This window comes from Pseudomonas sp. SCPG-7 (assembly GCF_002156405.1).
GTDB classification, from domain to species: Bacteria; Pseudomonadota; Gammaproteobacteria; order Pseudomonadales; family Pseudomonadaceae; genus Aquipseudomonas; species Aquipseudomonas parakoreensis.
The window spans coordinates 412,696-426,996 of sequence record NZ_MVOO01000001.1 but is presented as its reverse complement, the minus strand read 5'-3'; the positions used below and the strand labels follow the sequence as shown (position 1 = coordinate 426,996).

Genomic DNA, 14,301 nt, shown 5'->3' with positions numbered 1-14,301 from the left:
GGAGCTGCGGCACGCTGCGATCTTTTGACCTTGTTTTTTTAAGATCAAAAGATCTCAGCGTGCCGCAGCTCCTACACGATTTATTCGGTGGCCAGTTGACCGTCCCAGCCGCCACCCAGCGCTGCAATCAATTGCACACTGGCGATCAGCCGGCTCTGCAGGATATTGAGCACAGTGCGCTCGTTGCTCAGCGCCGTGGCTTGCACCACAACCACATCGATGTAGGCAATCAAGCCGGCCTTGTACTGATTCTGGGTCAGACGCAGCGAGTCGCGCGCCGCATCCAGTGCTTCCTGACGCACCGCCGCCTCGTCTTCATACACCTTCAGTTGCACCAGATAGTTTTCCACTTCACGGAAACCATCGAGCACCGTCTGGCGGTACTTGGCGACAGTCTGGTCGTACACCGCCTCGGTACGGTCAACCTCGGCCGAACGGATGCCACCGTCGAAGATCGGCAAGTCCAGTTTCGGCCCGACCGACCAGAAACGGTTGGGTATGGTCAAAAGATTTTTCGAGGTACTGCTGCTGTAGCCGCCGCTCATGCTCAACGTCAGATCCGGGTAATACGCGGCTTTGGCCACACCGATATTGGCGTTGGCAGCGATCACCGAGCGCTCCGCCGAGGCGATGTCCGGGCGGCGCTCCAGCAACTGCGACGGCAGGCTCAGAGGAATCTGCGGCAGGTTCGGGATGTTCTGGGTCTCGGCGATGCTGAACTCGGCCGGCGCCTGCCCGGTGAGCACGGCGATGGCATTTTCGAATTGCGCCCGTTGCCAGATCAGGTCCACCAGATCGGCCTGGGTGGTTTTCAACTGGGTCTGTGCCTGCGCCACCGCATCGCGCCCGGAGATCCCGGCGCGGTACTGGTTCTGGGTCATTTGCAGGGATTTCTCGTAGGCCGCGACCGTGGCCTCAAGCAAGCGTTTCTGCTGATCGATCACCCGCAGTTGCAGGTAGTTCTGCACCAGTTCCGACTGCTGGCTCAGACGCATCGCGGCCAGATCGGCGAAGCTCGCCTGGGCGCTGGCCTCGTTGGCCTCCAGGCCTCGGCGCAATTTGCCCCAGATATCCGCTTCCCAACTCACGCCCAACTGCGCGTTGTAGGTATCGCGAATCCCGCTGGAAGAACTGCTCAGGCTCGAACTGCTGCTGCCGGTGCCCTGACTGGAGCGGGTCTTGCCCACGCTCAGGTCGACACTGGGGTAAAACGCCCCACGGGCACTGCGCACCAAGGCCTGGGCCTGACGGTACTGCGCTTCGGATTGCGCCACGGTCTGGTTGGAGCTGTTGAGTTTCTCGATCAGGCCATTGAGCTGCTGATCGCCATACAACTCCCACCAGGCACCGCGCGCCAGCGCGTCACTCGGATTGGCCTGGCGCCAGCCCTCGGCCTCTTTGTACTGTGCAACCTCGGCAGTCTGCGGGCGCTGATAGTCCGGGCCGACGGCGCAGGCACTGAGCATCGCCACGCACAGCGACAGGCTCAACAGGCGCGAACCGCGCGCAGTGGCCAGATTGAGAAGCGAACGGTCGGTCATAGCGGAGTTTCCAGAGCAGCGTCAGTACGCACGCCACGCCACTTGTTGAAGCGATGGCGCAGCTTGTCGAGATAGAGGTAAACCACAGGCGTGGTGTAAAGGGTCAGGACCTGACTGAAGATCAGGCCGCCGATGATGGTCAAACCCAGGGGCTGGCGCATTTCCGCGCCTTCCGCACGGCTGAGCAACAGCGGCAAGGCACCGAGGATTGCCGCCAGGGTGGTCATCAGAATCGGCCGCAGCCGTTGCAGACAGGCGCTGCGGATCGACTCCAGCGGCGACAGGCCCTGATGGCGTTCCAGTTGCAGAGCCAGGTCGATCATCAGAATGGCGTTTTTCTTCACCACCCCGATCAGCAGGAACAATCCGAGCAGCGAAATCAGGCTGAACTCGCCGCCCAGCGCGTAGATCGAGAGCAACGCGCCGACCCCGGCCGACGGCAAGGTCGAAAGAATCGTCAGCGGGTGAATGTAGCTTTCATATAGCACACCGAGCACCAGATACACCGCGAGCAATGCACCGAGGATCATGAACGGCTGGCTCTTCTGCGTCGCGGCAAAGGCATCGGCGGTGCCGGCCATTTTCGCGATCACGTCTTCCGGCAGACCGACCTTGGCAATCGCCCGCTCGATGGCGGCACTGCCCTGCTCCACAGTCACCCCTTCGGCCATGTCGAAGGCAATGCTTTCGGAGGCGAACTGGCCTTCGTGGCTGACGCGGTCGTCCTCCAGGCTGTTTTCGTAATGGGCAATGGTCGACAACGGAATCCGCGCACCGTCAGCGGTAATCACCTGCACCTGATTGAGGGTGACCGGATCCTGCGCGTACTTCTGATTGACCTCCATCACCACCTGATACTGGTTGAGGCTGTCGTAGATGGTCGAAATCTGCCGCTGGCTGTAGGCGTTGTTCAGCACCGCCGTGACCATGTTCATGTCGACCCCGAGGCGCTTGGCCTGATCGCGGTCGACGATCAGCGTCACCTGCTGCGCACCGCGTCCTTCGCGGGCATCAATCGCAGTCAGCTCCGGCAGTGCGCGCAGCGCGGTCACCACTTTCGGGTACCACTCGCGCAGGGCGCCCAGGTCCCCGCTTTGCAGGATGTAGCTGTATTGCGAGGTGGTCTGTTCGCGGCCGCCGCCGAACTGCAGGTCCTGATCCGCCATCAGCATCAACTGGGCGCCGGGGACCTTGGGCATCTCCTTGCGCAGGCGTTCGATGACTTTCTGCGCCGACAGGTTGCGTTCCTTGATTGGCTTTAGGCGCACCAGCATGAACGCGTTATTGGTGCCGTTGGTGCCACCGATGAACCCGGCCACGCTCTCGACCGCTTCGTCCTTGAGCACGGCGCGGCGGAAGGTTTCCATTTTCGGCTGCATCACGCTGAACGACAGGCCGTCGTCGCCCCGCACGAAACCGATCAACTGGCCGGTGTCCTGCTGCGGCATGAACGTCTTCGGCACCACCACGTACAGCGCGACGTTGACACCTACGGTGATGATCAGGCTGAGCAAGGTCAGGCGGCGGTGGCGCAACACCCAGTCGAGGCTGGTCGCATATTTGCCGACCATCCAGTCGTTGGTCTTGCGGCTCCAGCGTTGCAAACGGTTTTCCTGGCCCGGCGTATGCGGCTTGAGCCAGCGCGCGCAGAGCATCGGCGTCAGCGTCAGCGAGACCACCAGCGACACCACGATCGCCGCCGCCAGGGTGATGGAAAACTCGCGGAACAGGCTTTCGACAATACCGCCCATGAACAGGATCGACAGGAACACCGCCACCAGCGACACGTTCATCGACAACAAGGTAAAACCGACTTCCTTGGCCCCGAGGTACGCGGCCTGCATCGGTTTGACGCCTTCGTCGATGTGCCGGGAAATGTTTTCCAGCACCACGATGGCATCGTCCACCACCAGCCCTGTAGCCAGAATCAACGCCATCAGCGACAGGTTATTCAGTGAAAAACCGTAGAGGTACATCACCGCGAACGTGCCGACCAGCGACACCGGCACCGCCAGCGTCGGAATCAGCGAGGCGCGGAAGTTACCCAGGAACAGGAACACCACCAGAATCACCAGCGCCACAGCGATCAGCAAGGTCATTTCCGCTTCGTGCAGCGTGGCCTTGATCACCGGCGAGCGGTCCATCGCCAGATTCAGCTTCACGCTGGCCGGCAGCACCGCTTGCAAGGCCGGCAACTGCGCCTTGATCTCGTTGACCGTCTCGATGATGTTGGCGCCGGCCTGGCGGTTGATCACCAGCAGCACCGCCGCATCATCGTTGAAGAAACCGCTGTTGTAACGGTCTTCGACGCCGTCGCTGACCTTGGCCACGTCCTTCAGACGCAGAGCCGCGCCGTCCTTGTAATGGATGATCAGCGACTCGTAATCCTTGGCTTTCTCCAACTGGTCGTTGGCCTGGATCTGCCACAGGCGCTCGCCGTCTTCGACCGAGCCCTTGGGCCGGCGTACGTTGGCCGCGGCGATGGTCTTGCGTACATCGTCGAGCGCCACGCCGTACTGGTTCAGCGCCTGCGGTTCGAGTTCGATACGCACCGCCGGCAGCGAACTGCCACCGATCTGCACCTCACCCACGCCCTGCACCTGGGACAGGCTCTGCGACAGGATGGTCGAGGCCAGGTCGTAGAGCTGGCCTTTTTCCAACACGTCCGAGGTCAGCGACAGCACCATGATCGGCGCCTGCGACGGGTTGACCTTCTTGTAGGTCGGCATGCTGCGCATCCCGCTCGGCAACAGGTTGCGCGAAGCGTTGATGGCTGCCTGCACCTCGCGCGCCGCGCCGTTGATGTCGCGGTCGAGGTCAAATTGCAGAATGACCCGGGTCGAACCCTGGCTGGAACGGCTGCTCATGGTGTTGACGCCGGCAATCGCGCCGAACGAGCGTTCCAGCGGCGTCGCCACCGTGGACGCCATCACTTCGGGACTGGCACCGGGCAGACTGGCCTGGACCACGATCACCGGGAAATCCATTTGCGGCAGCGGCGATACCGGCAACAGACCGAAACTGACACCGCCCAGCAACATGATCGCCAGGCTCAGGAGCATGGTCGCGACCGGGCGCTTGATGAAAGGACCGGAGAGGTTCATTCAGGCCAGCTCCAACCACCAACCCCTGTGGGAGCGAGCTTGCTCGCGAAGAGGCCGGCACATCCAACATCGTCAGTGACTGACTTACCGCTTTCGCGAGCAAGCTCGCTCCCACAGGTCATTTGGTGCTGCAAATTCATACAGCCACCTCATCACGGTCGGCATTGGTCTTGCCAAAGCGCCGACCGAGGCGATCGAAGTACAGGTAGATCACCGGCGTGGTGAACAGCGTCAGCACCTGACTCACCAGCAGACCGCCGACCATCACCAGACCCAATGGCTGACGCAGTTCAGCCCCGGAACCGGTGGCGAGCATCAACGGCACGGCGCCGAACAGCGCCGCCAGCGTCGTCATCAGAATCGGCCGGAAGCGCAGCAGCGCCGCCTGATAGATCGCCTGTTCCGGCGCCATGCCCTGGGTGCGTTCGGCGTCGAGGGCGAAGTCGATCATCATGATCGCGTTCTTCTTGACGATGCCGATCAGCAGGATGATGCCGATGATCGCGATCATGCCCAGGTCATTGCCGCTGAGCAGCAACGCCAGCAAGGCGCCGACCGCCGCCGACGGCAGGGTCGAGAGGATGGTGATCGGGTGAATGTAACTTTCGTAAAGCACGCCGAGTACGATGTACATGGTCACCACCGCCGCCAGAATCAGCAGCAAGGTGCTCGACAGCGAGGCCTGGAATGCCTCGGCCGCGCCCTGGAACTGGGTCTGCACGCCAATCGGCATGCCGATGTCCTTCTGCACCTGTTCGATGATGTCCACCGCATGCCCCAGCGCCACGCCGGGCGCCAGGTTGAACGACATCATCACCGCCGGGAACTGGCCGATGTGGGTGATCGCCAGTTGCGCCTGACGCTCCTCGACATGGGCCAGACTCGACAGGCGCACCTGCGCACCGTCAGTGGTCTTGACGTGAATCTGGTCCAGCGCCGCCGGCCCGATTTTCTCCCCGGCCTGTGCCTGCAGCACCACGCGGTACTGGCTGGCCTGGGTGTAAATGGTCGAGATCTGCCGCTGGCCGAATGCGTCATACAGCGCATCGGTGATGTTCTGCACCGAAACGCCGAGGCGTGAAGCCGCATCGCGGTCGATCACCAGATAGACTTGCAAGCCTTTGTCCTGCAAGTCGCTGGCAACGTCGGTCAATTCCGGTTGCTGCGCCAAGGCTTCGACCAGACGCCCGCTCCACTGGCTGAGCAATTCGGCGTCCGGTGAGGACATGCTGAACTGGTACTGGGTACGGCTGACCCGATCCTCGATGGTCAAATCCTGCACCGGTTGCATGAACAGACGGATGCCGACCAGTTTGTCCAGTTGCGGCTGCAGGCGCGCGATCACCTCGGTGGCGCTCAGGTCACGCTGGCCGTGAGGCTTGAGGTTGATCAGCAGACGACCGCTGTTGAGCGTGGCGTTGTCGCCGTCGACACCGATGTAGGACGACAGACTCTCCACCGCCGGATCTTCAAGAATCACCTTGGCCAGCGCCTGCTGACGCTCGCCCATCGCCGCGAAGGAAATCGACTGCGGTGCTTCGGAAATACCCTGGATCACCCCGGTGTCCTGTACCGGGAAGAAGCCCTTGGGCACCACCATGTACAGGAACACGGTCAGTGCCAGCGTCCCGATGGCCACCAACAGGGTCAGCGGCTGGTGTTTGAGCACCCACTGCAACTTGCGCCCGTAGGCGGCGATCATCCAGTCGATGAAGCCGCCGCTGGCCCGGTAGAAACGGCCCTGCTCGTGGGCTTCTGGCTCTCGCTTGAGCAGGCGTGCGCACATCATCGGCGTCAACGTCAGCGAAACCACCAGCGAAATCAGGATCGCCACCGCCAGGGTGATGGCGAACTCGCGGAACAGCCGCCCGACCACGTCAGCCATGAACAACAACGGAATCAGTACCGCGATCAGCGACAGGGTCAGGGAAATCAGGGTGAAACCGATCTGCTTGGCGCCTTTGAGTGCCGCCTGCATCGGGCTGTCGCCCTCCTCGATGAAGCGCGCGATGTTTTCCAGCATCACGATCGCGTCGTCGACCACGAAACCGGTCGCGATGGTCAGCGCCATCAAGGTCAGGTTGTTGACCGAGAAGCCGGCCAGGTACATCACGCCAAACGTACCGATCAGCGACAGCGGCACCGCCACCGAAGGGATGATCGTCGCACTGGCACGCCGCAGAAACAGGAACGTCACCATCACCACCAACGCGATGGCGATCAGCAGTTCGTGCTGCACGTCGGTGACCGAGGCGCGGATGGTCTGGGTGCGATCGGTGAGTACGGTGACGTCGAGGCCGGCCGGCAGGTTGTCGGTGATGCTCGGCAGCAAGGCCTTGATCCGGTCGACCACCTCGATCACGTTGGCGCCCGGCTGACGCTGGATGTTCAGCAGCACGGCCTGATTCTGGTTGGCCCAAGCGGCGAGACGTTCGTTCTCGGCGCCGTCGACGATTTCCGCCACATCCTTCAGGCGCAGCGGCGCGCCATTCTTGTAGGCGAGAATCAGGTTGGCGTAGTCCTTGGGCGACGTCAGCTGGTCGTTGGCATCGAGCATCGAGACCCGGGTCGGGCCGTCGAAGTTACCTTTCGGCTGGTTGACGTTGGACGCACCGATCAGGGTGCGCACGTCTTCCAGGTTCAGGCTGTTCGCCGCCAATGCTTCCGGGTTGACCTTGATCCGCACCGCCTGACGCTGACCGCCGGCAATACTGACCATGCCGACGCCGCTGATCTGGGCGATCTTCTGCGCCATGCGCGTGTCGACCAGGTCATTGAGCTTGGGCAGCAGCATGGTTTTCGAAGTGATCGCCAGGGTCAGCACCGGGGTGTCCGCCGGGTTGACCTTGTTGTACACCGGCGGTGCCGGCAAGTCTGTCGGCAGCAGGTTAGTCGCGGCGTTGATCGCGGCCTGCACCTGCTGTTCGGCGACGTCCATGTTGATGTCGAGGCTGAAACGCAGGGTCAGCACCGAAGCGCCGCCGGAGCTGGTCGAGGCCATTTGCGTCAGGCCCGGCATCTGCCCGAACTGACGTTCGAGCGGCGCGGTGACGGCACTGGTCATCACGTCGGGACTGGCGCCGGGGTACAGGGTCATGACGCGAATGGTCGGGTAATCGACCTGCGGCAACGCCGAGACTGGCAGCAAGCGATAGGCAATCAGGCCGGCCAGAACAATGGCCAGCATGCTCAGGGTGGTGGCTACCGGACGGAGGATGAACAGCCGCGAAATGTTCATGCGCCCTTCTTGGCCTTGTCAGCCGCGGCAGCGTCCGGTGCACTGGCGGCGGGTTTGCCTTGCAGGTGGCCGGTCGGGGTGGTCGGCACGTCATTGCTGTCGTTGACCACTTCCACTTCACTGCCTTCCTTCAGACGGTCGGTGCCTTCCAGCACCACGCGATCGCCCGCGGCGAGGCCTTCGGTGACCACGGTGTTGGTGCCGTCACTGGCGCCGATCTTCAGTTGGCGGATGGTGACTTTCTTGTCGCCGTCCAATGCGTAAACGAACGTGCCGTTGGTGCCGAACTGAATCGCCGCCGACGGTGCCAGTACCACGCCTTTCAAGGTATCGGCCAGCAGATGGACGTTGACGAACTGATTGGGGAACAGCGACTGGTCGCGGTTATCGTAACGGGCCTTGAATTTCAGGGTGCCGGTGGCGACGTCGATCTGGTTGTCGAGACTTTGCAGGACGCCGCTGGCCTGGATCTTGGTATCGCCGCGATCCCATGCCTCGGCCGGCAGTTTGGCGCCGCTGTGGTAGCGCGCCAATACGGTTTCGAGACTGTTTTCCGGCAGGGTGAAGACCACGCTGATCGGTTGGGTCTGAGTGATCACTGCAAGGAACGTGGTGTCGTTGGCCGCAACGAGGTTGCCGACGTCGACCTGACGCAGACCGACGCGACCGGCAATCGGTGCGCGGATCTTGGTGAATTCGAGATTCAGCTTGGCGTCGTTGACCGCCGCCTGATTGGTCTTGACCGTGCCCAGGTACTGGCCGACCAGTGCTTCGGCGGTGTCCAGGGTTTGCTTGGCAATGCTGTCTTCCTTGTACAGGCCGCGATAACGCTCGACGTCGACCTGCGCATTTTTCAACTGCGCCTGGTTCTGCAGCAAGGTGCCTTCAGCCTGGAGCAAGGCGTTCTGGTACGGACGCGGATCGATCTCTGCCAGCAAGTCGCCGGCCTTGACCATCTGTCCTTCTTCGAAATTGATCTTCACCAACTCGCCGCCGACCCGGCTGCGCACGTTGATGGTGTTGAGCGCGGTCACCGTGCCCAGCGCCTTGTAATACAGCGGGAAGTCGCCCGTGACCGCCGGGGCCACCCGCACCGGAATCGGCCCGGCCGCGCCGCCGAAGCCCGGCCGCATCATCCCCGAACGCCCGGCATGACCGCTCGCCGTCCTGTCGGCGCCCTCCTTGTGGGCCGAACCGGCGGGCCAGAACTTCCAGCACAGGACGGCGATGACCAACAGGACGAGCAGGCTGATCAGCCAGCGACGGGCGTTGCGAGGGGACGATTGCATGGATTGATTAACCATTGGGCGCGTGGGCTTCTTTTACGGGAGGCTGAACGATAAGCACTGATGGGATTTAAGCAAAGCAGCTTTACCGGCAATTTACCTTCAACTTACGTTTCAAGGTGTGAGGCAAAACACTGATACACAAATGAAAACGGCCTGGACAGGGCCAGGCCGTTAACAATTGTAAAAGCGCTTATTTGAGTACGGCGAGTGCTGCGTCGTAGTTCGGCTCTTCAGCGATTTCCTTGACCAGTTCGCTGTGCAGCACGTTGTCGTTCTCGTCCAGCACCACCACGGCACGGGCGGTCAGGCCTTTGAGCGGGCCGTCAGCGATGGCTACGCCGTAGTTTTCGATGAACTCGGCACCGCGCAGGGTCGACAGGTTCTGCACGTTTTCCAGGCCTTCGGCGCCGCAGAAACGGGCCTGGGCGAATGGCAGGTCAGCCGAAATGCACAGCACCACGGTGTTGTTCAGTTCGTTGGCCTGAGCGTTGAACTTGCGTACCGAAGTCGCGCAGGTCGGGGTGTCGACGCTTGGGAAGATGTTCAGCACTTTGCGCTTGCCGGCGAAGTCTTTCAGGGTGACGTCGGACAGATTGCCGGCAACCAGGGAAAAGGCTGGCGCCTTGGAACCGGCTTGTGGCAACTGGCCGTTGACTTGAACCGGGTTGCCTTTGAGGGTGACTTGAGCCATGACTTTAGTCCTTCTGAACGTGGTGATTGAGCATGCAAGAGGCCGAAGTTAACCACGAAATTGTCCGACGACCTATGCCCTGACAGAAAATTGTCAGCGGCCTGCACAAAAAATTGTATACAACCCTCCTGTAGGAGCTGCCGCAGGCTGCGATCTTTTCATCAAGATCAAAAGATCGCAGCTTCGTTTCACCGACAGCTAAAAGAATTGGTCAGTCGGGCATGGATCGAATGATGTCGGCTAGATCGTCCTTGGTTATTTCATTGGCCTTGATCGCAGCGGCAATATCGGTTTTGGAGAGCGGGAACCGTTTGAAAATTTCTTTCAAGGTTTCCTCATCGACATTGGCCAGCCAGAGCGGATCTATAAATGAACCGCCATACTCAGGCTTCATGGGTACTTCTTCGTGTGCAATTGCACCTTTATGATTGAGATACACCACATAACGGTCATGCCCTTCAGGAAAGCTTTTATCGTGATAAAGGGTAGTACCCAAAGGCAGGACATAGTAATTCTCGTCGCCATTTGGCCCTTCAATCAGCAACGGTTCTTTAGTTTTGATCATTTTCATATTGGGCGCTTTCGCAATATCGCCAAAAATCAGAAAAGCCAAAAAAATCGCATTGACGGATAAAACTGCCACCAGCCATAGGCCAATACACCTATTTGTAAACATTTTTCTTATCACAGGGGGCCTCGGTATTCGCTTCGAGCATGGCTTGTAAATCCGCAGGCATGAAATACCGTCCTTCGAACTACTTTGCGTACGCGCTGCCTGTCTTTCGATGAAAGACCTCGCATCTCATTGAATTTCGCCGGGTTCTGCACAATTGACTTTCCCGAAACCTTTGCTCCTGCAATTGTCACGGTTGTGCAGTTATTCGTAGTCGGATGATAGGTGTAACTCCACTGAATAGTCGGAGCTGCCCCCTTCGGTTTCCGGACGAAGAGGTGGCAGCTGTACGCAGGTTGGAAACCCGGGCAGCGGCGACCCGGACGACCCGAAGATCCCCCGCGCACAGCCGCCATAACGGAGTGCACACATTCGAATGTGCGCAAGGATACGGTATGAAAGGCGTGTACGTGCCACTAATACCCATCGGGGTTTCCAGTCCCGGTCGCTGAATTGGCAGCGACGAACACAGGCTAGAGACCCGACGTCCGACGGACAACCTGAAACCTTGTGGGAACGTTCCGCAAAATCGAAACAACGTTTAAACATCCTGAATTGAAATACGCACGGGGAGCTGCCGCAGGCTGCGATCTTTTGATGTTGGTATTTAACGACAGGAGCAAAAGATCGCAGCCTGCGGCAGCTCCTACCTTGGCAGTGCAGCGTGTCGGATTGCGTTTGTTAAAACGCCGGACTGCATCTTTTATTCAGAGACCTGTCGATTCACGCCCTGCCCGTTCGACTAAGCAGTGAATCAACCCCATTCCCTGGAGAAACCACCATGCGATTCATGATCCTTGTCAAAGCCAGCGCCGACTCCGAAGCCGGCATCATGCCCAGTGAAGAGCTGATCACTGCCATGGGCAACTTCAACGAAGAACTGGTCAAGGCCGGCGTTCTCATCGACGGCAATGGCCTGCACCCGAGCAGCAAAGGCACCCGCGTGCATTTCTCCGGCGACAAGCGCACCGTCATCGACGGTCCGTTCATCGAGACCAAGGAGTTGGTGGCCGGGTACTGGATCTGGGAAGTGAAGTCGAAAGAAGAAGCTATCGAGTGGGTCAAGCGCTGTCCGAACCCGATGCCCGGCGATTCTGACATCGAGATCCGCCAGATCTTCTCGGCAGAGGATTTCGGTGCCGAGTTCACGCCTGAGGCGCGGGCGCAGGAAGAGCGTGTTCGCGAGCTGGCAAAGAAAAACCTGTAATCCCCGCCCCTGTAGGAGCTGCCGCAGGCTGCGATCTTTTGACTTTGCTTTTTAAAAACCAGATCAAAAGATCGCAGCCTGCGGCAGCTCCTACAGGGTCGTAAAAATTCAGCGCCCACCTTTAGTTTGACTCTGTAGACAAAACCAAAGAATTAATCCCTTCGACTGGCTAACTCCCGATTAGCTGCTAGCGTCATTCAGACGTGTCCTACAGGCTTGATAAAAAAGGAAATACGTCCAACGGCCGAGAGGCGCCGGGACGTCCATGCAGTAGCCACCAGGGAAACGGGGACCATGTCAAAAAAATTGGGGATTCACGCCTTGCTGCTGGCGAGTTCGCTGGCGCCTGCAGTTTGTGCCTTGGCGAATAACGCCGAAGAGGCCAACAAAAGCAACAACCCGCTGAACCTGGCGCCCGGCGCCAACCTGCAGGATTACTACACGCCGAAGCTGTTCGACAGCAACCTGCACACCAACGACGCTCTGCTGCGCGGCACTTTGCCGATTGCGCCCAACGATTTCATCGGCGTACCGCAACTGCTGCGCGCAACGATGCCGATCAGCACCCGACCCGATCCGCACGGCGGCTACAGCACCGGCATCGGCGATCTCAATCTGTTCGACATCTTCCTGCTCAAGACCGACGGCGTGCAGTTGGGCATCGGCCCGCAAATCACCGCACCGACCGCTGCCGAAGATGAGCTGGGCACCGGCAAGTGGCAGGCCGGCCTCTCGGCGGTGGCGATTGATTCGTCACCGCGTGGCCTGCTCGGAGCGCTGGTGCAGTACCAGAGTTCGTTCGCCGGCGACCACGACCGTGCACACGTCGAAAGCGCAACCCTGCAGCCCTTCATCATCCATAACCTCGACAAGGGCTGGTACCTGCGCTCCACCGGCATCTGGACGTTCGACCTGAAGAACAACACCCACTACGTCCCGATCGGACTGGGTGCGGGCAAGGTCTGGAAGTCCGGCAGCAACATACTCAACGCCTTCCTCGAACCGCAGTGGACCGTCGAGCGTAAAGGCGACGGTGTGCCGCAGTTCACCCTGTTCGCCGGGATCAACGTGACATTCGGAAAATAAGGACATCGCCATGCACATCGCTTTACGCGCAGCCGGTTTCAGCCTGATGACCCTGTTCGCCAGCTGCGGCGTCGGTGCTCAGGAGCTCGACACCCGTATCGGCAAGATCGCCATGGAGGGCGAACTGCCGGCCCATGAGTCGATTGCCAAACTCTACGCCGAGCTGGATTTCCAGCAGGCGACCCAGAGTTACCTGTGGGCCTTGCCACTGGTGTCCTACGCGCAGTGGCAGGAAGAGTTTCGCGACAAGCTTGGCGCACGCAGCGGCGATCTGCTGGTGCTCAACAGCTACGAAGACAAACTCGGCGTGATCACCGCCAACGCCACCACGCCGTACATTCTCGGCTTCGTCGACCTCAGCGAAACCGGGCCGCTGGTGATTGAACTGCCACCGGGACCGACCGCCGGCGGCATTGGCGATTTCTGGCAGCGGGCGATCATCGACATGGGCCAGACCGGCCCGGACAAAGGCCAGGGTGGCCAATACCTGGTGCTGCCACCGGGCGCGGAACCACCCGCCGACGCCGACAAGTATTACCTGGCCAAATCGGAAACCATGAACGTGCTCGTGGGCTTCCGGGTGCTGGATCCGGATCCGGCCAAGGGCAAGGCACTGGTCGAAAAATTCAAGATGTACCCGTACGCCAAACGTGCCGAGCCGAGCAAGACCCGCCTGCTGTCGCCTGACGGTAAAAAGTGGTCGGGTACCCAGCCACGCGGCATCGCTTACTGGCAGCGGCTGCACCAGATCATCCAGAAAGAGCCGGTCAATGAACGTGACCGCTTCTACATGGCGATGCTCGCCAGTCTCGGCATCGAGAAGGACAAACCCTTCAACCCCAACACCCAGCAGCGTCAGGCTCTGGAGTCCGGCGCGCAGGTCGGTGAGCTGATCGCCAAGGCCAACACGTTTGCCAAGCGCTTTCCTGACGCACAGTACTGGCCCGACCGACATTGGGACACGGTGCTGAACATCGCCGAACCGTCGCAACGCGTGGCCTATTACGACCAGTTGTGGGAACGCAGCGCCTGGTTCTACGAGGCCGTCACTAACACCAAGGGCATGGTCTCCAAAACCCCGGGCCTCGGCCAGACTTACCTCGGTGCCTACACGGATGCCAAGGGTGACTGGCTCGACGGCGGCAAGACCTACCGCCTGCACGTTGGCGCCAACCCGCCGGCCAAGCAGTTCTGGTCGATGACCGTGTACGACATCGACAGCCGTTGCCTGATCGACAATCCGCAGCGCAAGGCCGACCTGTCCTCACGCCAGGATCTGAAGAAAAACGCCGACGGCTCGGTGGACCTGTACTTCGGCCCGAGCGCGCCCAAAGGCTTCGAAAACAACTGGGTGCAAACCGTGCCCGGCAAGCACTGGTTCAGCTACTTCCGCCTGTACGCGCCGACCGAAGCCTATTTCGACAAGAGCTGGAAACTCGACGACATCACGGTAGTGCAATGAATAAGGACGC

Annotated in this window: 9 protein-coding genes; 3 read left to right on the top strand and 6 right to left on the bottom strand. The window is 60.4% G+C overall.

Annotation, left to right across the window (positions count from 1 at the left end; all coding sequences use genetic code 11):
* Positions 1-80: 80 nt before the first annotated feature.
* The 6 genes from B1722_RS02020 to B1722_RS01995 form a co-directional block, all read right to left on the bottom strand.
* Positions 81-1,541, bottom strand: a complete 1,461-nt coding sequence (locus B1722_RS02020; RefSeq protein WP_086791073.1) for an efflux transporter outer membrane subunit — start codon at positions 1,539-1,541, stop codon at positions 81-83.
* Positions 1,538-4,645: an efflux RND transporter permease subunit gene (locus B1722_RS02015; RefSeq protein WP_041066991.1), complete on the bottom strand. Its 3,108-nt coding sequence runs from the start codon at positions 4,643-4,645 to the stop codon at positions 1,538-1,540. The genes B1722_RS02020 and B1722_RS02015 overlap by 4 nt, the downstream gene beginning before the upstream one ends.
* A 136-nt stretch (positions 4,646-4,781) precedes the next feature.
* Positions 4,782-7,883: an MdtB/MuxB family multidrug efflux RND transporter permease subunit gene (locus B1722_RS02010; protein ID WP_086791072.1), complete on the bottom strand. Its 3,102-nt coding sequence runs from the start codon at positions 7,881-7,883 to the stop codon at positions 4,782-4,784.
* On the bottom strand, positions 7,880-9,187 hold the full coding sequence (locus B1722_RS02005) for an MdtA/MuxA family multidrug efflux RND transporter periplasmic adaptor subunit (RefSeq protein WP_086791071.1): 1,308 nt from the start codon (positions 9,185-9,187) through the stop codon (positions 7,880-7,882). The genes B1722_RS02010 and B1722_RS02005 overlap by 4 nt, the downstream gene beginning before the upstream one ends.
* A gap of 175 nt (positions 9,188-9,362) precedes the next feature.
* Positions 9,363-9,863, bottom strand: coding sequence for a thiol peroxidase (gene tpx / locus B1722_RS02000; protein ID WP_041066982.1), 501 nt, complete (start codon positions 9,861-9,863; stop codon positions 9,363-9,365).
* Positions 9,864-10,074: 211 nt separating this feature from the next.
* Complete coding sequence (locus B1722_RS01995) at positions 10,075-10,506, bottom strand: hypothetical protein (protein ID WP_256578834.1); 432 nt, start codon at positions 10,504-10,506, stop codon at positions 10,075-10,077.
* A gap of 811 nt (positions 10,507-11,317) precedes the next feature.
* Between B1722_RS01995 and B1722_RS01990 the strand changes: the two genes are divergently transcribed.
* The 3 genes from B1722_RS01990 (at position 11,318) to B1722_RS01980 (ending at position 14,291) form a co-directional block, all read left to right on the top strand.
* The gene (locus tag B1722_RS01990; RefSeq protein ID WP_041066976.1) at positions 11,318-11,743 is read left to right on the top strand and encodes a YciI family protein; all 426 of its coding nucleotides are present in this window, start codon (positions 11,318-11,320) and stop codon (positions 11,741-11,743) included.
* Positions 11,744-12,037: 294 nt separating this feature from the next.
* Positions 12,038-12,829 (top strand): hypothetical protein, encoded by a 792-nt coding sequence (locus B1722_RS01985; protein ID WP_086791069.1) that lies wholly within the window; start codon positions 12,038-12,040, stop codon positions 12,827-12,829.
* A gap of 10 nt (positions 12,830-12,839) precedes the next feature.
* Positions 12,840-14,291, top strand: coding sequence for a DUF1254 domain-containing protein (locus B1722_RS01980; protein ID WP_086791068.1), 1,452 nt, complete (start codon positions 12,840-12,842; stop codon positions 14,289-14,291).
* Positions 14,292-14,301 lie beyond the last annotated feature (10 nt).

What these genes read in the sequence shown, in the direction of transcription:
- B1722_RS02010 (WP_086791072.1), bottom strand. Translation starts at nt 7,883, where the DNA reads ATGAACATTTCGCGGCTGTTCATCCTCCGTCCGGTAGCCACCACCCTG.
- B1722_RS02020 (WP_086791073.1), bottom strand. Translation starts at nt 1,541, where the DNA reads ATGACCGACCGTTCGCTTCTCAATCTGGCCACTGCGCGCGGTTCGCGC.
- B1722_RS01985 (WP_086791069.1), top strand. Translation starts at nt 12,038, where the DNA reads ATGTCAAAAAAATTGGGGATTCACGCCTTGCTGCTGGCGAGTTCGCTG.
- B1722_RS01990 (WP_041066976.1), top strand. Translation starts at nt 11,318, where the DNA reads ATGCGATTCATGATCCTTGTCAAAGCCAGCGCCGACTCCGAAGCCGGC.
- B1722_RS02015 (WP_041066991.1), bottom strand. Translation starts at nt 4,645, where the DNA reads ATGAACCTCTCCGGTCCTTTCATCAAGCGCCCGGTCGCGACCATGCTC.
- B1722_RS01980 (WP_086791068.1), top strand. Translation starts at nt 12,840, where the DNA reads ATGCACATCGCTTTACGCGCAGCCGGTTTCAGCCTGATGACCCTGTTC.
- B1722_RS02005 (WP_086791071.1), bottom strand. Translation starts at nt 9,187, where the DNA reads ATGGTTAATCAATCCATGCAATCGTCCCCTCGCAACGCCCGTCGCTGG.
- tpx (WP_041066982.1), bottom strand. Translation starts at nt 9,863, where the DNA reads ATGGCTCAAGTCACCCTCAAAGGCAACCCGGTTCAAGTCAACGGCCAG.